General features: G+C 71.9%; 18 protein-coding genes. 12 read left to right on the forward strand and 6 right to left on the reverse strand.

Annotation, left to right across the window (positions count from 1 at the left end; all coding sequences use genetic code 11):
- Nucleotides 1-81 precede the first annotated feature (81 nt).
- The 6 genes from NDAS_RS19940 to NDAS_RS19960 all read left to right on the forward strand — a co-directional run bounded on the left by NDAS_RS19940 (nt 82) and on the right by NDAS_RS19960 (nt 5,199).
- Complete coding sequence (locus tag NDAS_RS19940) at nt 82-762, forward strand: hypothetical protein (protein WP_013155036.1); 681 nt, start codon at nt 82-84, stop codon at nt 760-762.
- A gap of 127 nt (nt 763-889) precedes the next feature.
- Entirely contained in the window at nt 890-2,839 is a 1,950-nt protein-coding gene (locus tag NDAS_RS19945; RefSeq protein WP_013155037.1) for a hypothetical protein, read from the forward strand.
- Nucleotides 2,839-3,747 carry a 5'-methylthioadenosine/S-adenosylhomocysteine nucleosidase family protein gene (locus tag NDAS_RS19950; protein ID WP_013155038.1) on the forward strand — a complete coding sequence of 303 codons (909 nt, stop codon included), beginning with the start codon at nt 2,839-2,841 and terminating at the stop codon, nt 3,745-3,747. The genes NDAS_RS19945 and NDAS_RS19950 overlap by 1 nt, the downstream gene beginning before the upstream one ends.
- A 161-nt stretch (nt 3,748-3,908) precedes the next feature.
- Nucleotides 3,909-4,031: a DUF397 domain-containing protein gene (locus NDAS_RS28165; protein ID WP_013155039.1), complete on the forward strand. Its 123-nt coding sequence runs from the start codon at nt 3,909-3,911 to the stop codon at nt 4,029-4,031.
- Nucleotides 4,032-4,331: 300 nt separating this feature from the next.
- Nucleotides 4,332-4,865, forward strand: coding sequence for a hypothetical protein (locus NDAS_RS19955; RefSeq protein WP_013155040.1), 534 nt, complete (start codon nt 4,332-4,334; stop codon nt 4,863-4,865).
- Between the two features lie 70 nt (nt 4,866-4,935).
- The gene (locus tag NDAS_RS19960) at nt 4,936-5,199 is read left to right on the forward strand and encodes a hypothetical protein (protein ID WP_013155041.1); all 264 of its coding nucleotides are present in this window, start codon (nt 4,936-4,938) and stop codon (nt 5,197-5,199) included.
- A 51-nt stretch (nt 5,200-5,250) separates the two neighbouring features.
- On the opposite strand, the gene NDAS_RS19965 is transcribed toward NDAS_RS19960, so the two are convergent.
- Entirely contained in the window at nt 5,251-6,033 is a 783-nt protein-coding gene (locus tag NDAS_RS19965) for an IclR family transcriptional regulator (RefSeq protein ID WP_013155042.1), read from the reverse strand.
- Nucleotides 6,034-6,371: 338 nt separating this feature from the next.
- On the opposite strand from NDAS_RS19965, the gene NDAS_RS19970 reads away from it, so the two are divergent.
- A complete protein-coding gene (locus tag NDAS_RS19970; RefSeq protein WP_013155043.1) occupies nt 6,372-7,337 on the forward strand; it encodes a 5-dehydro-4-deoxyglucarate dehydratase in 966 nt (321 codons plus the stop codon).
- Between the two features lie 132 nt (nt 7,338-7,469).
- Entirely contained in the window at nt 7,470-8,903 is a 1,434-nt protein-coding gene (locus NDAS_RS19975) for a GntP family permease (protein ID WP_013155044.1), read from the forward strand.
- A gap of 60 nt (nt 8,904-8,963) precedes the next feature.
- Here NDAS_RS19975 and tsaD read toward each other — a convergent pair whose 3' ends face one another.
- The 5 genes from tsaD to alr all read right to left on the reverse strand — a co-directional run bounded on the left by tsaD (nt 8,964) and on the right by alr (nt 13,103).
- Nucleotides 8,964-9,998, reverse strand: coding sequence for a tRNA (adenosine(37)-N6)-threonylcarbamoyltransferase complex transferase subunit TsaD (gene tsaD, locus NDAS_RS19980; RefSeq protein ID WP_013155045.1), 1,035 nt, complete (start codon nt 9,996-9,998; stop codon nt 8,964-8,966).
- Complete coding sequence (gene rimI / locus NDAS_RS19985) at nt 9,991-10,467, reverse strand: ribosomal protein S18-alanine N-acetyltransferase (RefSeq protein ID WP_019609823.1); 477 nt, start codon at nt 10,465-10,467, stop codon at nt 9,991-9,993. The genes tsaD and rimI overlap by 8 nt, the downstream gene beginning before the upstream one ends.
- On the reverse strand, nt 10,464-11,141 hold the full coding sequence (tsaB, locus tag NDAS_RS19990; RefSeq protein ID WP_013155047.1) for a tRNA (adenosine(37)-N6)-threonylcarbamoyltransferase complex dimerization subunit type 1 TsaB: 678 nt from the start codon (nt 11,139-11,141) through the stop codon (nt 10,464-10,466). The genes rimI and tsaB overlap by 4 nt, the downstream gene beginning before the upstream one ends.
- Nucleotides 11,142-11,151: 10 nt before the next feature.
- Entirely contained in the window at nt 11,152-11,664 is a 513-nt protein-coding gene (gene tsaE, locus NDAS_RS19995) for a tRNA (adenosine(37)-N6)-threonylcarbamoyltransferase complex ATPase subunit type 1 TsaE (RefSeq protein WP_013155048.1), read from the reverse strand.
- 308 nt (nt 11,665-11,972) lie between these two features.
- The gene (gene alr, locus NDAS_RS20000; protein WP_013155049.1) at nt 11,973-13,103 is read right to left on the reverse strand and encodes an alanine racemase; all 1,131 of its coding nucleotides are present in this window, start codon (nt 13,101-13,103) and stop codon (nt 11,973-11,975) included.
- A 219-nt stretch (nt 13,104-13,322) separates the two neighbouring features.
- Between alr and NDAS_RS20005 the strand changes: the two genes are divergently transcribed.
- The 4 genes from NDAS_RS20005 (at nt 13,323) to NDAS_RS27660 (ending at nt 19,783) form a co-directional block, all read left to right on the forward strand.
- On the forward strand, nt 13,323-14,042 hold the full coding sequence (locus NDAS_RS20005) for a DUF6069 family protein (RefSeq protein ID WP_013155050.1): 720 nt from the start codon (nt 13,323-13,325) through the stop codon (nt 14,040-14,042).
- A 1,384-nt stretch (nt 14,043-15,426) separates the two neighbouring features.
- Nucleotides 15,427-15,774 carry a hypothetical protein gene (locus NDAS_RS20010; RefSeq protein WP_013155051.1) on the forward strand — a complete coding sequence of 116 codons (348 nt, stop codon included), beginning with the start codon at nt 15,427-15,429 and terminating at the stop codon, nt 15,772-15,774.
- Nucleotides 15,771-16,145 carry a DUF6507 family protein gene (locus NDAS_RS20015; RefSeq protein ID WP_013155052.1) on the forward strand — a complete coding sequence of 125 codons (375 nt, stop codon included), beginning with the start codon at nt 15,771-15,773 and terminating at the stop codon, nt 16,143-16,145. Before NDAS_RS20010 ends, NDAS_RS20015 begins: the two co-directional genes overlap by 4 nt.
- 113 nt (nt 16,146-16,258) lie before the next feature.
- Complete coding sequence (locus NDAS_RS27660) at nt 16,259-19,783, forward strand: hypothetical protein (protein ID WP_126625001.1); 3,525 nt, start codon at nt 16,259-16,261, stop codon at nt 19,781-19,783.
- The last annotated feature ends 33 nt before the right edge of the window (nt 19,784-19,816 follow it).

The following is a 19,816-nucleotide window of genomic DNA, read 5'->3' on the forward strand; positions in this document are numbered from 1 at the left end:
GGGACTCCATTAAGGTCATGTTGACCAGAAAAACCTCCCGGGACGCCGCGGACCCGCCGGAACGCACGCGAGGAGCACGCCTTGACGGAGTTCACGCTCGGAGTCGCCAGCTCCCTGGCGGCCACCGCCGCCACCGTCGGACTGGGGTGGCTGCTGTCCCGGCGGGTCCGCTGGTGGCTCCTGTCGGCGGCCTCCCGCCTCAGCGGGCTCGGGGCCCTGCGGGTCCACCGGCACCAGGACGACGCGAAGTCCGAGCTGTCCGAGGAGATCGGCCGGGCACGGTGGCTGCGCGTCATGGTCGGGCGGGGGAACGAACTCACCCGGGACGGCTTCACGCCGTTGTGGAGAGGCGGAGGACGGCCGCCGGACTCCGTCCGGGTTCTCCTGCCCGACCCCCACTCCCCCGGCCCCGGGGGGAACTGGCTGGAACGCCGGGAGAGGGAGCTGATCTCCGTGGACCCCGGGTTCAGCCCGGGACTGCTCTCCGAGCAGGTGCTCGCCAACTTCCACTACCTGGCCCAGGCGTCGAGGGAGGGGGCGAACACCGAGATCCGCCTCTACGACCTGCCGAACCTCTACCGGGTCGTCGCCACCGACAACATCGCCTTCATCACGCTGTACCGAAGTGCCGAACACGGGCGCCACTCGCCGTGTATCGTCGCGCACCGACCGGGTGAGCTGTACGACTTCGCCCTACGGATCTTCGACACCGCCTGGGACTCCGCGCGGGTCCCCGGCGACACGCCCTCCCTGGACCCCTGAGGACCCCTCGGCCTCAGCCCGCGACCGGAAAGGGCCCCGGGCGGCGGTGCCATCCGCCGACCGCCATCCCCCCGACCACTCGTCAGAGGACGCCGCCCCTGGGCTCGGTGTCCCCAAGGAGCCTGTCGTGACCCAGACACAACCACACAACAACGGACGGGGCGCGGCCCCGCGCGTGGACGCGGCGAGCGTCGAGGCGGTCGCGGGCGCGCCCGAGTACGACTCCACCTCACGCCTGAGCTGCGCGGCCTGGACCGACCCGGCCTTTCGCGCCGACGTCCTGCGCGAACGCGTGGAGAACCCCCACCGCACCCTGGCCCGGGAACCCGGGCTGGACGCGGCCCTGGTCACCGAGGAGTGCGTCCGGGCGAGGAACGTCCGCGCCACCGCGGGGGCGCTGTTCCTCGGCGCCGCCCTCCTGGTCTGCCCCTTCAACCTCCCGGCGGGGCTCCTCACCCTGGCCGTGGTCCTCGCCCTGGCGATGACGGCGCGGTACCGCGCCACGCACGACGGCGCCCGGCCCCGTGTGGGCTGCGTGTCCCTGGTCCTCGGCGCGGTCGCCCTCTACATGCTCTACACCTTCGCCTCCCCGCTCCTGGTGCCGCTGTTCGGCGCAGGGGCGGACGCCATGGGCGACATGAACGGTACGGGAGGCATGGAGGACGACCCCTGGGGGTCCACCGACCCCTCGGAGGACCTCCCCGCCGGCCCCGGATTCGGCTCCCTGATCCCCTTCTGGCTGGGTCTGCTCGTCCTGCTCGCCGCCGCCGTGGCCATCGGCGGCTGGGTCCGGTTCAGGGCCAACACCGCGTTCCGCCGCATCCGGAGCGCGGCGGCCTCCCCCCGTACGGGCAGCGGTGTCGGCTCCGTCCCGGTGGCCTTCTACAACGACTTCACGCCCTTCGTCGGCACCGGGGCGCACCACAGCTCCTGGCCGGTGATGCTCAAGCTCCTGCCCCGGGACGGCGGGGGGACGCAGCCGCCGGACGCGGCGGAGGACCGGGAGACCGGCGGGGACCGGAAGGCGGCCAACGGCCACGGGACCGGGGCCGGGAACGGCGCGAGCGCCCCGGCCTCCCCCGCGGACGGCGCGTACGAGCGGCCCGACGAGGGCCGTGAGGTCCCTCCCGCGGCCGACGCGACCCTGGTCAAGGACCTCTACGCCAGGCTGCGCGAGGAGCTGCCCAAGCTCACCGGGACCGAGGGCGTGCGGAGCAGCACCCGGCGCGAGGTCGAGGTGGCCGACTGCGTGTTCCTGCCGGGTCTGCGCCAGGACGACGTGGTGGCCCTCGCCCCGCGGCTGATCGACCGGAACAGGTGGGCGCTGCGCGAGGAGTGGGTCGACGGTTTCGTCGACGCCTTCCACGAACGCGCCCGGCACTTCCTGGAGATCGGGATCAGCATGTGGGAGAGCCAGGTCGTGGTGACGGTCTTCGTGCGCCTGTCCACCCAGGGCGGTCTGCTGCACGTCGAGGGCGAGACCATGGTCATGCCTCCCCTGTCCCCCGACTACCGGGTTCCCCAGGAACCGCTGTCCGTCGGCGCCGACGCCGGGGAGGTCGCCGTGCTCGTCGGGGACTCCCTGTTCGGCGTCCTGGAGGACCTGCGGACCAACCCGGCCGAGGCCCTGGCCTGGGTCGCCTCCCGGTCGGCCACCAGGAGGAACAACAGGGTGCACACCTGGGCCCGGAGCAACAAGGAGTTCTTCGACTACTCCCCGCGGATGGGCGTCCGGGAGAGGGCGGCCACGCCCCGGGTCCGGCAGCTCTTCCAGTCGCACGACATCCGCCGCGTCACCCGGGCCATCCCGGAGAAGGTGCTGGTCTGCGTCCGCGACGTGCTTCGGGAGGCGGGCTACGACACCGAGCAGGTCGCCCGCATCATCCAGAACATCAGCAACTACGGCGCCACCTTCCACGGAGGACGGCACAGCTTCTCGGGCAGCACCTTCGGATCGGGCGACATCCACCACCACACCCCGCCGAACGCGGACGAGGGGCCCGGCGGTGGCGTTCCCGGTGGACCTGACGGCGCCCCGGGCCCGGTCCCGCAGAACACGAGGACGGAGGCGAGGTGATGGGCGGCGACGGCGGCGGCGCCACCTTCCACGGAGGACGGCACAGCTTCTCGGACAGCACCTTCGGATCGGGCGACATCCACCACCACACCCCGCCCGCACCGGCTCCGTCCGAGCGGGCCGGGGTCCGGGGAGCGCGCGGCGCGGACGGTCCCGTGGCGGACGCGGTGGTGGTCACCGCGATCGCGAGCGAGTACGCGGCGGTGGCCGCGCACCTGTCCGGGCCCTTCGAGGAGCGCGACGAGAACGGCACGCTGTACCGGATCGGCACGCTGCACGGATCCCGGCGCCGTCGCCGGGTCGCCCTGGTGCAGGTCGGCCCGGGCAACGTGGACGCGGGGGTGTCCCTGGAACGGGCCCGCACGGCCTTCTCCCCCGAGGTGATCCTGTTCGTCGGGGTGGCCGGGGGCGTCAAGGACGTGCGGCTCGGGGACGTGGTGGTGGCCGACGCCATCTACGACTACGAGACGGGCAAGGAGAACGGGGAGGGCTTCCTCTCCGGGGCGAGGACGGCGGCCCCGTCGCATGCGGCCGTGCAGCGGGCCATGGACGTGGTGTTCCGCCAGGAGTGGACGGAGCGGATCCTGACCGCGCCAGCGCCCGAACCGCCCCGTGCCTTCGTCAAGCCGGTGGCCGCCGGGAACAAGGTCGTGGCGTCCAGAGACGCTCTCACCGCCGAACGCCTGCGCCTGCACTGCCGGGACGCGGTCGCCGTGGAGATGGAGGGGTACGGGTTCCTGCGCAGCGCCTACCTGGCCTCGGGCACGCACTCGCTGGTGGTCCGGGGGATCTCCGACCTGCTCAGCGGCAAGACCGGGGACGCCGACGACTTCTGGCAGCCGGTCGCCGCCGCCCACGCGGCGGCCTTCGCCTGCGAGTTCCTGGACCTGTTCGGCTCCGAGGCCTGATCCCGGGAGGGGAACCCGGTGGGGCGGCGGCCAGGCGCCGCCCCGGCCGGACTCACCTGAGGAGCGGACCGACCCGCCGAGAACCGGGGAAGAGGACACAGGCATTCCCTGGCTCGTGGGAACCCACACATCCTGCGGCGTGACGCGAGAACTTGTCCCCTGTGGAGGTCGCCGAGGGCTCCCGCACCCTGGTCCGCGACACCCAGCACCGCGACCACGGCCACCTCGCCTTCGGGAGCCCCGCCTGGTCCGGCTTCCTCGCCTCCGCCAAGGGCGACCGCTGACCGCACCGCACCGGCCCCCGTCCCGCGTTTCCGGGATAGGGGCCTTTTTGTACCCCATGCCCGGATAGAACCTTTTTTCTTTTTGGCGAGTAAAGTCCTCGCGAGGCTTCTGAACTGCAATGACGGCCGACCTGCGGATTTATCGAACATTACTTCGCCGTAGTTTCTCCAAGCACTCCCGCGATGCCTTACCCTTTTCCCGAACACACAACTGAAAGCACGAACGACCCCGCGACGGTTGTCTCCGCCCGGGGCCTTGGCCAGCAACATCAACCCCTTTAGACACAAGGAATTGCCAGCATGCGCCAGTTTAGCGCTGCCCTTCTCAGCCGTGCCCTCGGCCCGCTGATCGCCCTCCTCTCCGCCCCCTGCGGACGCCACTCCACGGTGGCCGGTCGTCGTCGCCGCCGTTCCACCCGCGTCCGCCGCTACGTCACCGAGACCCCGCCCCTCCCCGCCTCAGCACCCGCGCCCCACCTGGCCCCTCCGAGCGAGACCGTTCCGGCCGAGGACATCGCCCTGGTCAGGCCCTACTACGCCGCCCACGAGCGCCTCCGCGCACGCGCGTCCACGGTCCGGGTTCCCGCGCCCCGAAGCGCCGAACCCGGAGCCGAGACCGACGAGGTCCGACGCGCGTTCGCCCTCGTCCAGGAACGCGCCGCCGCTCTGCTCCAGCAGTGGCGGGACGACCCCGGCGGCGACCTGCTCGGCGAACCCGCGCCCCGCTTCGGCGTCGTCCGGCCCGCTGAGCCCGCCCGGCGCACCGAATGGGCCGAACTCGCCTCTCTTATCCGCGCCTGGCACGACCAGCAGCGCCAGGCCGCACCCGCGTAACTTCCTTCTCCCTCCCGACAACCCCGACAAGGAGCCGTATGCCCAGTCGAGAACACGAGATGAGGGCCTGATGGCCGTGGACACCTACGAGTGGCAGAGCGACTTCGCCCGGGAGTACGTCGGTATCGGCCGTGAGGAAGGCCGGGAGGAAGGCCGAGAAGAGGGCCGCGCGGAGGCTGCGGCCCGTAGCGTGCTCGCCGTCCTGGCCGCGCGCGGGTTCACCGTCTCCGACGAGGTCCGCCAGCGCGTCGAGTCCTGCGACGACCTGGAGACCCTGGAGGCATGGGTTCCCAAGGCCGTCGCCGTCGACAGCCCCGAGGAACTCTTCGGCTGAGGGCGGGCACCATGACCACGTGGGGGGGTGGGAGACCTCGCCCCCCGCGCCTCACCCCAGGGTCGGGGGCCAGTAGCGCTCCAGGATCGCCCGCGCCTCCATCAGCGCCTCCAACACGGCCGCGGCCACCTCCTCGGTGTACCGGGGCGTCGGGACCGAGCAGCTCAGCGCGTCCACGGCAGGGTTGTCGTAGCGCAGGGACACCGCCACGCACCGCAGGCCCACGACGTTCTCCCCGTCGTCCGTGGAGTAGCCCCGTTCGCGGATGAGCGCGAGGTCCTCCAGGAGCGCGTCCACGTCGGTGATCGTCTCGTCGGTGAGCGCCTCCAGCTTGGCGGGCAGCAGGTCGCGCACCTGTTCGTCCTCGCGCTCGGCCAGCAGTGCCTTGCCCAGGGCGGTGCTGTGCGCGGGCAGCCGTCGGCCCACCCGGCTGAAGGGGCGCAGGTAGTGCCGTGACTCCTGGGTGGCCAGGTAGACGACGTCGCCGCCGTCGAGCCGGGCGAGGTGGACGGTCTCCCCCAGCTTCTCGGCGAGGGAGTCCAGGTGGCCGCGAGCCTGGGCCACCCGGGCGTCGGAGTCGATGTAGCCGGTCCCGGTGAAGAGCGCGCGGATGCCCAGCGCGTAGAGGGCCCCGGTGGGGTCGGACCGGACCCAGCCCCGGTTCACGAGCGTCTGCACCAGCGCGTACAGGCTGCTGCGGGGGATGCCCATCTCCTCCGAGAGGGTGCGCAGGGTGACCGGGTCCCGGTAGCGCGCCAGGATCTCCAGGAGTTCGACGGTGCGCGCCGCCGACTTGACCTCTCGGACACCGCCGTGACCTTCCGCGGCCGACACTCGACCGCCTCCTTCCTGCTGCGTGCGGGCCGGGTCGGCCCCCCGGCCGCGGACGGCCCGCCGGGGGCGAGCGAGGACGTCCGCCTCGGGGTCCTCAGTGTAGAACGCCGTTCTCCCGGGCATCACCCCGTGCGCCCCGGGGCACGTGGCCGAACCCTTCCGCCACAGGGGTTTCCGTCGCTCGCGGCCCCGCCCTCCCCCGCGTCCGCTCCCGCCGCGCCACGCGCAGTGTTGCCCGTTTCATCACCCTCTGTGCTCCGCGTCCCAGGTTGACGTGATGTGTCCCCCAAAATAACCTGCGGCTACACACAAAGACGTCATCTACGTATGGAGACAATATGAGCGACGTCGGGACCGATCCCGATCTCCCCGCGAGGCTCGCCGAGGGCATGCGCCGATCGGTGCTCTCCTTCCCCCTCACCCCGTTCGCCGAGGACGGCTCCTTCGCGCCCGAGGCCTTCGAGGCGCACCTGGAGCACCAGCTGGCCGCGGGTCCGGGCGCGGTCTTCGTGGGCTGCGGGACCGGCGAGTTCTTCAGCCTCGGCCTCGACGAGTTCGGGGACGCGGTGGCCACCGCCGTCCGGCGCGTCGGCGGCTCCGTGCCCGTGGTCGCCGGCGCGGGCCACGGCACACCGCTGGCCGTGGAGTTCGCCCGCGTCGCCCGCGAGGCGGGCGCCGACGCCCTCCTGCTGCTGCCGCCCTACCTGATCGGCGGCACCCAGACCGGTCTGGTGGAGCACACCCGGGCGGTGGCGGAGGCGGCGGGCCTGCCCGTCATCGTGTACCAGCGCGCCCAGGCCCTCTACGAGCCGGAGACCCTCGCGAGGATCGCGCGGATCCCCGGCGTCATCGGCTTCAAGGACGGCATCGGCGACCTCGACCGCATGCAGCGCCTGGTCCGGGCCGTCCCGGAGGGCCTCCTCTTCTTCAACGGCACCCCGACCGCGGAACTCCAGGCGCGCTCCTACGCCGCGATCGGCGTCCCCGCCTACTCGTCGGCCGTGCACGCCTTCGCCCCCGAGATCGCCACGGCCTTCTTCCACGCCCTCCGCGCGGGCGACACGGCGGCGACGGACGCGCTGCTCGACGGCTTCTTCATCCCCTGGGTCCGCCTGCGCGACCGGGGCCCCGGCTACTCGGTGTCCCTGGTCAAGGCGGTCGCCCGCACGCGCGCGGCGGCGATCGGCGCCGACGTCGGCCCGGTCCGCGCCCCGCTGTCCGCGCCCGGGCCCGCCCACCTGGAGGAGGCCGAGCGGCTCCTCGACGCCGGGCTCGACCTCGCCGCCCGTCTGGCGCGCCGGTAGCTCTCCCCGGGTTCGCCGGAGCGGACCCCCGCCCCGGAGAACCACCTCCGCCACCGGGTCCCCCTCCGGTGCCGCGGCCCCCGGGCGTCCCGCCGCGGCGGAGCGCCCGCACCTTCCGAGACAAGGCCTCCCATGCTCTCCACCATCCACCCCTCCGTCCCCGGGGCGCTCCTCTCCGCGAGTGAAGCCCCCGCAGCGGCCTGGTCCCTCCCCCCGTGGGCCCTCATCCTCACCGTCGCGCTCGGCGTGGTCCTGCTGCTCGTGCTGGTCCTGCGGGCCAAACTGCACGCCTTCGTCGCGCTGCTCCTGGTGAGCGCGGCGGTCGCGTTCGCCGCGGGCCTGCCCCTCAGCAGCGTTCCTGGCCTGCTCGAAGCCGGGATGGGCGACACCCTCGGCGGCATCGCCATCATCGTCGCCCTCGGCGCGATGCTGGGCCGCATGATGCAGGAGACGGGCGCCGCCCAGCTCCTGTCACAGCGCCTGCTCGCCCTCTTCGGAGAGGGCCGCGCCCCGCTCGCCATGGGACTGACCGCGCTGCTCCTGGGCATCCCCGTCTTCTTCGACGTGGGCTTCATCATCATGGTCCCGCTGCTGTACGCGGTCGCCGCCCGGTCGGGCCGGTCGCTGATCAGCGTCGCGCTGCCCGCCGCGGGCGGTCTGGCCATCATGCACGCGGTCCTGCCGCCCCACCCCGGTCCCGTGGCCGCGGCCCAACTGCTCGGCGGACACCTGGGCTGGATCGCCTTCATGGGCCTGGTCTGCGGTCTGCCCGCCTGGTACCTGGGCGCCTACGTGTTCGGCAAGTGGCTGGGCGACCGCACCTTCGTCCCCGTCCCCGCCTCCTTCCGGGAGGAGGGCGACGAGCTGGGCGAGGTCCCCGAGAACGCGCCCCCGCTGTCGCTGACCCTGGCCGTGGTCATCCTGCCGGTGGCCCTCATCCTGCTCAACACCTTCTCCCCGCTGGTGGTCCCCGAGGGTCCGGTGCTGGAGGCCCTGCTCTTCGTCGGCAACCCCGTCACCGCGCTGACGATCGCCACCCTGCTGTCCTTCTGGCTGCTGGGCCTGCGCGGGGGCATGACGCGCGAGCGGGTGGAGAAGGCCGCCTCCGCGTCCCTGGGCCCGACCGCCCTGGTCCTGCTCGTCACCGGCGCGGGCGGGGTCTTCGGCGAGGTCCTGGAGGCGACGGGCGCGGGCGACGCCGTGGCGGGGATCCTGTCCGCCACGGCCCTGCCCGCCATCGTCCTGGCGTTCGCCATCGCCACGATCATGCGCGTGGCCCTGGGGTCCAAGACGGTCGCGATCGTCACGACCGCACCGATCGTGGCCCCGCTCATCGCGGAGGCCGGGATGTCGCAGCCCGAGATCGCGCTCGTGGTCATCGCGATCGCGGCGGGCGGGACGGTGCTCTCGCACGTCAACGACTCCGGCTTCTGGCTGATGAACCGCTACCTGGACATCGACATCAGGACGACGCTCAAGAGCTGGACCGTGATGGAGACCCTCATGGGCTCCATCGCGTTCCTGATCGCCGCCGCCATCAGCGCGGGCCTGGCGCTGGCCGGGTGAGGGACGACAGCGCGACGCCCCGGCACGGAACCGGTTCCGTGCCGGGGCGTCGTACGTCGGCTACACCGCCAGCGGGGAGCTCACCGGCAGGGAGGTGTCCGTGGCCAGGTCCAGCGTGGACGCGGGCAGGCCCGCCGCCACGACCTCGGCGCCCAAGGCGGCGATCATCGCGCCGTTGTCGGTGCACAGGCGCGGGCGCGGGACGCGCAGTTCGACGCCGGCCTCCCGGCAGCGCTCCTCGGCCAGCGCGCGCAGCGCCGAGTTCGCCGCCACGCCCCCGCTGATGACCAGCGTGCTCACGCCGTGCTCCACGCAGGCGTCCACGGCCTTGCGGGTGAGCACGTCCACCACCGACTCCTGGAAGGCGGCGGCGATGTCGGCGACCACCAGGGGCTCGCCCCGGCGGTCGGTGTCCTCCACGTGGCGGGCCACGGCGGTCTTCAGGCCCGAGAACGAGAAGTCGTAGGTGCCGTCGCCCCACTTGCCGCGCGGGAAGCGGATCGCCTTGGGGTCGCCCCGCTGCGCCGCCTTGTCGATGGGCGGGCCGCCCGGGTAGGGCAGGTCGAGCAGGCGCGCCACCTTGTCGTAGGCCTCACCGGCGGCGTCGTCCACGGTGTCGCCGAGCGAGACCACCTCGGTGGCCAGGTCGTTGACCAGCAGCAGCGAGGTGTGGCCGCCCGACACCAGCAGGGCGATCGAGGGCTTGGGCAGCGGTCCGTGCTCCAGCTGGTCCACGGCCACGTGGCCCACGAGGTGGTTCACGCCGTAGAGCGGCTTGCCCAGGGCCATCGCGTACGCCTTGGCCGCGGACACGCCCACGAGCAGGGCGCCCGCCAGGCCCGGACCGGCGGTGACGGCGATGGCGTCCACGTCCGACAGCTTGGCCCCGGCCTTTTCCAGCGCCCGGTGCACGGTCGGGGTCATCGCCTCCAGGTGCGCGCGGCTTGCCACCTCGGGCACCACGCCGCCGAACCGGACGTGCTGGTCCACGCTGGAGGCCACGGCGTCGCCGAGCAGCTCGCAGCCGCGCACCAGGGCCACGCCGGTCTCGTCGCAGGACGTCTCGATCCCCATGACCAGCGGCAGGTCACTCATGGTTCCCCTCCTCGGCGACGCGCCGCATGACGAGCGCGTCCGCCCCGTTGTAGTAGCCGCGCCGCACACCGATCTGCACGAAGCCGAACCGGCCGTAGAGCCTCTGGGCGCGCGGGTTGTCCGAGCGCACCTCCAGGAACACGTGGGTGACACCGCGCCGCCCGGCCTCGGTGAGGAGTTCGGTGAGCAGCGCGCTGCCCACTCCCCGGCCCCAGACCTGCTCGGACACGGCCATGGTCTGCACGTCGCCCTCGGGTGGGACGGCGCGCAGCCCCGCGTAGCCGACGACGGCGTCCCCGGACACCGCGACCAGGTAGTGGCGCGTGGGCTCGGCCAGCTCGTCCCTGAGCATGCCCTCGCTCCAGGCGTCGAGGGGGAACAGGGCGTGTTCGAGGTCCATGACGGCCGCGACGTCGTCGGGGGTCATCGCGCGCAGGCTCACACCGGTCAGGCCCGGCGTCGGCGTCACTTCACCCACTGGCGCACCTTCTTCGGGGCACCGGGCTCCACCGCGTCCGGACGGCGCAGGTAGAGCGGGTTGGGCGCGGGCAGCTCCTCGCCGCGGCCCAGGCGCAGCAGTGCCAGCTCCGCCATGGCTGCGGCGTCCGGGTGCAGCGGGTCCGGCGCGGCGGAACCGGCGCCGAACACGTCGGCGTACATGCGGGCGCCGTCGCCGACCAGCGCGAGCCCGCCGGTGTCCACCTCGGCGGGGCGGTCCACGCGCACCTCGCCCACGCGGGTGAGGCGGTCGTCGTAGCGGGCCCAGAACACCTCCTTGCGGCGGGCGTCGGTCATCGCGACGAAGGGTTCGGTCCGCCCGGTGGCGAAGGCCAGCGCGTCCAGGGTGGTGACGCCGTGGCAGGGGACGCCGAGGGCGTCGGCCAGGGCGTGCGCGGTGGCCAGCCCGACCCGCAGGCCGGTGTAGGGCCCGGGACCGATGCCGACGGCGACGTGGTCGAGGTCGGCCAGGACGATCCCGGCCTCCTCGGTGAGCCGGGCGATCGTGGGGCCGAGCAGTTCGCCGTGGCGGCGGGCGTCCACGGAGCCGGCGCTGGCGCGCAGCGTGAAGGAGCCGTCGGCGCCGGTCTCGCCGATGGCGGCGGTGACCGCCGGGGTGGCGGTGTCGAAGGCCAGGAGGAGCACGGGTGACCGCCTATCGGGGCCCGGCGGCGGTGCCGGGCAGGTCGGCGCCGGTCCACCGGGCGCCGACGGCGCGCAGGTGGACGGAGCGGGTGTCGTCGGGGTGGCGTTCGATGCGGATCTCCAACCGGTCGTCGGAGAGCCCCTCGGCCACGTCCTCGCCCCACTCCACCACGGTGACGGAGTCGGGGAGGGTCATGTCCAGGTCGATGTCGTCGATCTCGTCGGGCCCGCCGAGCCGGTAGGCGTCCACGTGGACGAGGTCGGGGCCTCCGGTCAGGGAGGGGTGGATCCGGGAGATGACGAAGGTCGGGGAGGTGACCGGTCCGCGCACGCCCAGACCCTCGCCCAGGCCCTGGGTGAGGGTGGTCTTCCCCGCGCCGAGCGGCCCGGACAGGATCAGCACGTCGCCGGGTCGGGCGAGGGCGGCGAGGTCGCGGCCGAGGGTGCGCATGGCGTCGTCGGTGGCCGCGGTGACCTCGCGGACGGTGGCCGCACCTGGAGTGGTTGCTGTCGCGTCTGTCATCAGATTCGCTGCTCGTGGTCTGGGTGGATGGTGGAACGCGGCGCGCCGGGTCGGGGCGTGCGCGGGCGGGGCCGCCGGAGCGCGCCCCCTTCCACCCAGGTTAGGCCGGATGGAGGAGGTCTGTGACCGGATCGCGATGAGCGGTCAGACTCCCGCCGCTGCGCGGGCCGCCGTGCCGTCGCGGTGTGCCGCGCGGTCCGGCGGGACCCGCGTGACCGTGCGGCGCCGGGGCCGGGCCCCGTGCCGCTCGGACGGACTCCGTGCCGGAGGGGACGCGCTCCCGGAGGGGACGGCCGTGCCGGAGGGGCTCAGGCGCCCCCGCCGACGTACTCGCGCGGGACCCGGGGGCCCACCCGCGTGACGATCTCGTACGGGATAGTGTCCAGGATCTCGGCCCAGTCCTCGGCGGTCGGGGTGTCCGGGTGGTCCTCGGGGTTGCCGAAGAGCACCGCGTACTCACCGGCCTCCACGGCGTCGTCGCCGACGTCCACGACGAACTGGTCCATGCAGACCGTTCCCGCGACGGCCCGGCGGCGTCCGCCCAGGAGGACGGGCCCCCGGTTGGTGGCGGCGCGGGGGACCCCGTCGGCGTAACCCAGCGGCACCAGGGCCAGGGTGGTCTCCCGGTCGGTCACGTAGCGGTGGCCGTAGGAGACGCCGCTGCCCTCGGGGACGCGCTTGGTGAGGGCGAGCCGGGAGCGCAGCGTCATCGCGGGCCGCAGCCCGGTCCCCGTGAGGCCGGGGATCGGGCTCAGGCCGTAGCTGGCGATCCCGCCGCGGACGAGGTCGAAGCGGGCCTCGGGGAGGGTGAGCAGCGCGGCCGAGTTGGCGATGTGCCGGACCTCGGGGGTCAGGCCGACCTTGTCCGCGGTCTCCAGGGCCTCGTGGAAGCGGGAGAGCTGGCGTGCGACGGAGGGGTGGCCCGGCTCGTCGGCGCAGGCGAAGTGGGACCACACGCCGGTGACGCGCAGGTGCCCCTCGTCCTCGGCGCGGGCGGCGGCCTCGGCCAGGGCGCCCCAGTCGGCGGGACCCACGCCGCCGCGGTTGAGGCCGGTGTCGGCCTTGAGCTGTACGCGGGCGGTGCGGCCGATGCGGCGGGCCTCGGCGATCACGGTGTCCAGGACCGCGCGGTCGCTCACCCCGAGGTCGATGTCGGCCTCGACGGCCTCCGCGACCGGCTCGCCGGGCGGGATGATCCAGGCCAGGACGGGCGGGGTCAGTCCGGCGCGGCGCAGTTCGAGGGCCTCGCCGATGAAGGCCGTGCCCAGCCAGGTCGCGCCGCCCGCGATCAGGGCGCGGGCTGCCGGGAGCATGCCGTGCCCGTAGCCGTCGGCCTTGACCACACCCATGAGCGGGGTGCCCCCTGCGAACCCGCGGAGCACCCGCGCGTTGTGGGAGATCGCGTCGAGGTCGACGCGAGCGTGCGCGAAGTGAGACATGTACTCCAGTGTTCCACGTGCGCGGGACCGGAGCGGAGCGGCGCCGGAACACGCCCGGCGAGGGGTCGGACACGCCCGGGAGGGCGTGACCGTTTTCCCCGGCCTCCCGGGGCGTCCCGCGTGACCAGGCACGACGCGGGTTTTCTCGGTCACCCGTAGTACATGGGTGGATGCGGGGTAGGGGATCGGCCCAGAGGCACAGTATCTGGGGGTACTGGCATGACCGAGATAGGTAGCGAACGACCCGTCAACACCACGAGGCTGTGGTACGGAGGGATGGCCACCGCCGTGGTGGCGGCGCTGGTGATCTTCGCGGGGGCACTGGTCTTCCGAGGAGTGTTCGGGGTACCGGTGCTCGCACCGGAGGACGCGGGGGCACTGGGCGACGCGAGCACGGTGGTCTACGCGCTGATGGCCGCCGTGGCGGCGCTGCTGGCCACGGGGCTGATGCACATGCTGCTGCTCAGCGCCCCGCGGGCGATGAAGTTCTTCGGGTGGATCCTGGGGCTGGTCACGGCGATCGCCGCCGTCGCCCCGTTCAGCGAGCCCGTGGACACGTCGAGCCAGGTCAGCACGTCCGTGATCAACCTGGTCACGGGTATCGCGATCATCACCTTGCTGCGGAGCGTGGGGCGCGCCTCCACCCTGAGCGGCCGGGCCCCGGGTGACGCCCGGACGGCCTACACGACGCACGAGGCGACCGTGAGGCCCGTCGGGGACCCCGGGCCGGAGCCCAGGGACGAGACGCAGGCCGTGGATCCCAGGGAGCCCGTGCAGGGTGAGGAGCCCGTCCTGCGGCACGAGGGCATCCTGCCCGACGTGAAGCAGGGGGAGTACCGCAAGAACCAGGTCCGCGCCCAGCAGATGGACGCGGAGGCGGAGGAGGCCAGGCGGGACCAGCACGGCCGTCAGGCTCCGGGAGACCAGCACGCCGGATGACCGGTACGCCGGGCGGCCGACGCACCGTTCGACCAGCACGCCGGACGGTCCCGACGAGCGGCCGGACCGGGTGACCCGTGACCCCGGGAACCAGAGCGGCGCCCCCTGACCCGAGGCGCACGAGGGGGCGGAGCCGAACGGCTCCGCCCCCTTCCGCGTGCCCCGGGGCCCGGGTGAGGGACGGGCCGGGGGCAGGGACCGGGTGCGACGAAGCACCACCAAGCGGGTCACATGACCGCAGCCACCCCGAAAACGCCACCCGACCCGCATAACTCCTCATCCCTCCTTTTCCGACAAAAAAGCAAAACAATTCCCATCAGGGCGGGGAAAGAGCGCACCGGAGAAATCATCAGCGGAACCGGCGGCGGGCGTTTCGGGGCGCTCGCGCACGGGAAAAAACAGAGCACAGGAAAGGCGAGGAAAAAGAAAAGGGAACCACGAACCCGCCCTCCGGAGGCCCCGCGCCCGCCCGCGCGCCTCGAAGCCCCGAACCCCTCCCCTCCTGCCGTTTTTCAGCCCTCCCCCACTCCCCCGAGGACCCGGAGGAGGGTGCCGACCAGCGGGTCGGCGCCCGTGCGCGGAGCCTCCCCGCGCCAGCCCTCCTCCGGGTCCGCGAAGCGGAGATCCGGCCGCGTCCCCACCCTCCAGGCCGGCCGGATCTCCTTTTCCGCAAAGGGCCGATAACGCGCGCGAGGGGTTCCGGAGTTTCCGCCCGGGAATCGGTGTTCCGGCCGCGGCGCGACCGGTCCGACGTGTGTTCGGGCGCACCGGACGCGCGTTCTCGCCTTCCGGGGGCCTCTTCCCTCCGCGGCACCCGCGCCGCGTCCGCGCCCTGACCGGACACCCCGAAGCCGAAGCCCCCCCGAGCCCGGGAACGGAACGGTCCGCGCCCTTGCCGGAGCACCCCGGACCCGAGGCCGGAACGGTCCGCGACCCTGACGGAACACCCCCGCGCTCCGGCACCGCTCCCGCCCCGAGGCGGCTCCGTGCGCTGGGATCCCGGCACCGCCCCGGGGCGCGGTCGGCGCGGACTCCGGAGCCCGCCCGCCAGCCGCCGTAGGGGCGTCTCAGATCCGCCGCCCGGGCGTGGAGCACCGAACGGGTGCGTCGGATCTGGCCGCATCCGGCCAGATCCGGATGGCACACCGCACGCATCCGGACGGTCTCGGAACCTCCGTGCTCCGCCCGTACCCCTCCCGACCTGGCCTCGCCTGCGTGGCGCGGGGGCGTTCCCTGCCCCGACGGGCGTCCACACCGGCCCCGGCGGATGTCGGTGGATCGCCCCGCAATGGAACCATTGCCTACATTCCGTACGTCGGTACACACCGCATGGTGAGCTACCCCGGGCGGGGCCGCGGAGAGGGCGGGGAGGAGAGAACGACCGGTGAAGTTCGACATCGTGCGCCTCGGCGAGGACGGGGAGGCGCCCCCACCGCGGACGCGTCTCCCGGAACAGGTTCCCGAACCGCCAGAGGGACCGTCGGCACCGCGCCCCGGGCCCGGGATCCAGCGGTCCTCGGAGTACATGCGCCTGCGCGCCCGCACCGACCTCACCCGGGTCCGCTCGGCCCTGAACCGGATGCTCCACACCGTCGAGGCCGCCCGGGCCGGGGCCGGGCCCCTCGTCGACCCCGGCCCCGAGGACGGGACCGGATCCTTCCGCCCCGAGGCCTTCCGCCCCCGTCCAGCCCCCGAGAAGCCCCGCGAACAGCGACAGGAGGGATCCCCGTGACCGCCTGGGACATCGACCCCCCGGAGATCGGCACCGTGCTCGTCAACACCCTCTCCCACCTCGGCGAGGAGGGCGGGTCCGAGGGCCTGTTCGGCGATATGACCACGATCGAGGAACGCGTCACCACCCTCAGCACCCACATCAACAGCGCCCCCATCGGGGTCGCCCTGGGCGAGTTCGCCGAACACTACTTCGGTCTCATGGGCGACATGCTCTCCCTGACCGGCAACGCCGTCACGCAGACCAGCGAGGCGACCACCGCCTACGTCACGGGCAACGAGGAGATGGCGCTGGAGGCGCAGCGCAACGCCGGCGTGGTCCCCGACCCGCCCCCGCCGCCCGCCCCGGGCGGGAACGCCGAACTCGTCTGACCCCGACCGCACCCGCTCCCCCTCCCCCGGCCGCCTCTCCCCCGGAGTCCTCCCACGTGCTTCCTCCCGACACTCCCCCGAGCGCGCCGCTGTCCGTCGGCGAGCAGACCGGCATGCTCACCGACGGTGAGAACAAGGTCAGTCCCGCGACCTTCCCCGTCCCCTCCCCCTCCCCCGACTACATCGAGACCCTGGCCTCCGACCTGCGCAGCGCCGGGGAGTCGGTCGGCGACACCGGAAACGACATCACGTCCGCCTGGAGCGGTCTGAGGTCCCACTACAAGGCTCCCGAGGCGGAACACCTCTACTCCGTGCTCGAACCGGTGGCCGCTGACGGCGACACGGTCTCGACCGACCTCGGCCACGCAGCGAGCGCGCTGGAGACCTTCGCCGCGGACCTGCGCGACATCAAGTCCCGCTGGTCCAGCCTGAGCGCCGAGGCCTTCGAGTTCCGGGCCCGCATCGACGCGAAGGGCGATGACTGGCGCAAGGCCGAGGGCGTGGCCGGTTTCTTCGGGATCGGCGAGAACCCCGACGTGGAGGAGAACCAGCGCCTCATCGACGAGGGCATCCGCATCATCGAGGACTACGCGGACGCCGAGCTCGCCTGCGCCAACGCCATCAACCGGTTCGTCCCGGACCGCACCCCGTTCGAGAGGACGCCCTCCGGGGACGGCGCCCTCGACCCAGACGTCTTCTACCACGGCTACGAGGAGGACCTGTCGGACCTTGCCACCGAGTGGGACATGGGCGGGGCCGTCACCGACGAGAGCTGGTTGGTCGACGGCTGGGACGCGGTGTGGGACTTCGGCGTCGGGGCGGTCGAGGGCACCGGCGCGATGCTGGGCATGCACAGCTCCGAGGGCTGGTTCAACATGTCCTGGGGCGACGCCCTGTACGAGTACCACGAGAGCAACATCCAGTCCGTGGCCTCCCTGGTGGGCATGTACGACGCCGAGTCCGACAGCTACGGCTGGTCGGGCTGGGACACCGTCGGCTCGGCGTGGAAGGACCTGGCCCACTCGGTGGTGCCCTGGGAGGAGTGGGGTGAGCGGCCCGGCTACGTGATCGGCACCGCCGTGCTCAACATCGGCGTCACCGCCCTCGGCGCCGCGCTGTCGGCCACCGGTGTGGGCGCGGCGGTCGGCGTCCCGCTGATGGCCTGGCGCGGCATGGCCATCGTGGACGGTATGGGCGGTCGCGGCGGTGGCAGCGGATCCGGCGGAGCGGCGGACGTCGACGTGGACCTGCCCGCCAACATCCCCGCCTTCGGGGGCAGCGGTGCCCCCGTCGTGCGGATCGACACCAGCGTCTTCGACACCGACGGACTCAGCCCGCAGCAACTGGGTGACCTGAGGGGGTCCTTGGACCGCTTGCAGGGCATCACGAACGACCCCGCCGACGGCTCGCACGCGGACGGGTCTCCTCCGCCGCGGTCCGCGCCCGTCCAGGGTGACAGCGATCCCTCCGAATCGAGGAGGCCCACCGCACGACCGGTCGCGGACCGGGAGACCGGGGCGAACGAGAGACCCTCCAGGGCCGAGCCCGAAACCGACCGTGCCGGGGTGGACGACGAACAGGCCCTCCTTGAGGAGGTTTCCGGGGAAGAGCGCGGCAGCTCTCCCGTGCCGGTGATCGAGGACGCTTCGGACACCTCCCACCGGTCCTCGCCGACCGAGAGCGGTTACCAGGACCCCACCGCCGAGCAGCTCAGCGAGAGCGACAGGCTGCTGCGACAGGTCAACGGCATGTTCACGGCTGAGGACCACGCGGACTTCCAGGTCAACCAACGCGCCGAGACCGCCCTGTACGAGGGCGACCGCGCCACCGTGGACACGGACTCCTCTTCGCTGAAGGACTCCCAGGTCGCGGAGAGGTACGGGCTGGACGGCCGCGCGAACGCCGCGTTCTCCGACATGCGTGCGGTGGCGAGCGACTACCCCCATGTGAACTGGGAGGGTGGCCCCGGTGACGGACGGGACGTGCGGGATGGCCGCGACGAGCCCGAGGCCGACAGGGAGTACGCGACGACGGGGCCGCGTCCCCACGCAGACACCGCGAGCGCGCAGAGAGCGATCCCCCACAGCCGGGTCCAGCACGTGGACCTGGGGGACAGCGGAAGCCACCGGATCGACGCCTCACGGGTCGGTGCACCTGACGCGCGTAGTGGCTCCGATCCCGGATTCCGCCACGACCACGGCGCCGACACGGGAACCCATCGTCCGGTCGCCGTCAACAGGGCCGACTCCGTGCCAAGCGGCGACGGCGGCTCCGGCGTTGACACGCCTCTCCGGGGCGACGGTCCCTCCGGCCTCGGCGGATCCGACCGGACCGACTCCGTCGATGCCGTCCCGGCCGTGGTCACCCCGACGCGTGCTGGCGTCCCCGGGTCCTCCGGCGGCCCGAGCGGAGGTACCGGCGGCTCCGGGAACCAGAACGGTCGGAGCGGTCCCGGCGGCGGCAACAGTTCCAGCGGCATCCCCTCTGACAAGCCGCCGCACGACTCCAACGGAGCAGGATCCCCCCAGCAGGAACTTCCAAGAAGCAAGGATGCCGACATCCCCGCCAGGAAGTTCGACGGAATATCCAGGGAGGATCTCAATCGAGAGATCGCCCAAGAGATAGGACTGAAGCCGGACACGCCCTACAAGGTTTTCGCCAAGAAGTTTACGGATTTCCTCAACGACAAAATCTCGAACGGAAAGGATAAATATTTCCTCGAATTTTACAACAGCAACGGCAGTAGATTTAGAATCCAACGCGATGTTTTCGGCTTCAAGATTCCACAGCTAACCAGCGTCAATGGCTCCGCCCCCTGGTTCGCCATGGAGACGCTGCCCGAACCAGACGCGCCCAAATACCGCACGCTTAACGACCGAGTGTACTTCTCTGCCGAAAATAGCAAGAACACGACCTCGGAGATGGACGACTACGCCGAACAAAGAAGGCAATCCATCAAGGATGATCTTGCCGCGGAGAAAAAACTTAAGGAAAAGAAGGAGGAACACAAGAACTACCCGGGCGAACACCCGGAAGTACTCAAGGCAGACGCGGAACACAGCCCACTCCACAAGAAGATGACCAAAGATAGCGAAACATACGGGGAGGAGGGTGCCAAGGTAGCGGTCAAGGATCTGTTCGACGGCCATCACTCGCTTCCCGGAAAAGATGGAAATGTCATCGATCTTCCTGAAATCGAGGAAATAAAAGGCTCCAAAAAACCCTATGAAACTCCGGGGACACCGAGGAGTGGGAACTACCAGTTCGACCAGATTTGGCCCCTCAAAGGCGGTGGTATCCTCATTGTCGAGGCCAAGAGTAGCCAGTCGACCTCCCTGGGCGAGAGAACCATTCCGGCAGGCAAAGAACCCAAGCGGGTCTCCCAAGGCACGCCAGAGTACCTCGAAGCAACCACGAAAGACATGAAGAGGAGGGGGCGCAAGAATCAACTCGGAGACCCAACAGAAGAAAGACTTGCGGAAATGATTGAAGAAGCCAGGGCCGCCGGCAAGCTTTTCTATGCGGAAGTAAAGGGCATCACCCCGGAGCAAAAACAGAAGGCCCTCGGCGAAGACCCAAAGGAAGGAGAAAAGCACTCCGGATACAGCATTGGCCTTTTCGACATACCCAAGAAGTAGGGACAAAAGTGACTTACACAGTAAACCGCCACG

The sequence above is a fragment of the Nocardiopsis dassonvillei subsp. dassonvillei DSM 43111 genome (assembly GCF_000092985.1).
Lineage (GTDB): Bacteria > Actinomycetota > Actinomycetes > Streptosporangiales > Streptosporangiaceae > Nocardiopsis > Nocardiopsis dassonvillei.

Coding starts and splice junctions, on each gene's coding strand:
- NDAS_RS19950 (WP_013155038.1), top strand. CDS start 2,839: ATGGGCGGCGACGGCGGCGGCGCCACCTTCCACGGAGGACGGCACAGC.
- NDAS_RS19955 (WP_013155040.1), top strand. CDS start 4,332: ATGCGCCAGTTTAGCGCTGCCCTTCTCAGCCGTGCCCTCGGCCCGCTG.
- NDAS_RS19960 (WP_013155041.1), top strand. CDS start 4,936: ATGGCCGTGGACACCTACGAGTGGCAGAGCGACTTCGCCCGGGAGTAC.
- NDAS_RS19970 (WP_013155043.1), top strand. CDS start 6,372: ATGAGCGACGTCGGGACCGATCCCGATCTCCCCGCGAGGCTCGCCGAG.
- NDAS_RS19975 (WP_013155044.1), top strand. CDS start 7,470: ATGCTCTCCACCATCCACCCCTCCGTCCCCGGGGCGCTCCTCTCCGCG.
- tsaD (WP_013155045.1), bottom strand. CDS start 9,998: ATGAGTGACCTGCCGCTGGTCATGGGGATCGAGACGTCCTGCGACGAG.
- tsaE (WP_013155048.1), bottom strand. CDS start 11,664: ATGACAGACGCGACAGCAACCACTCCAGGTGCGGCCACCGTCCGCGAG.
- alr (WP_013155049.1), bottom strand. CDS start 13,103: ATGTCTCACTTCGCGCACGCTCGCGTCGACCTCGACGCGATCTCCCAC.
- NDAS_RS20005 (WP_013155050.1), top strand. CDS start 13,323: ATGACCGAGATAGGTAGCGAACGACCCGTCAACACCACGAGGCTGTGG.
- NDAS_RS27660 (WP_126625001.1), top strand. CDS start 16,259: ATGCTCACCGACGGTGAGAACAAGGTCAGTCCCGCGACCTTCCCCGTC.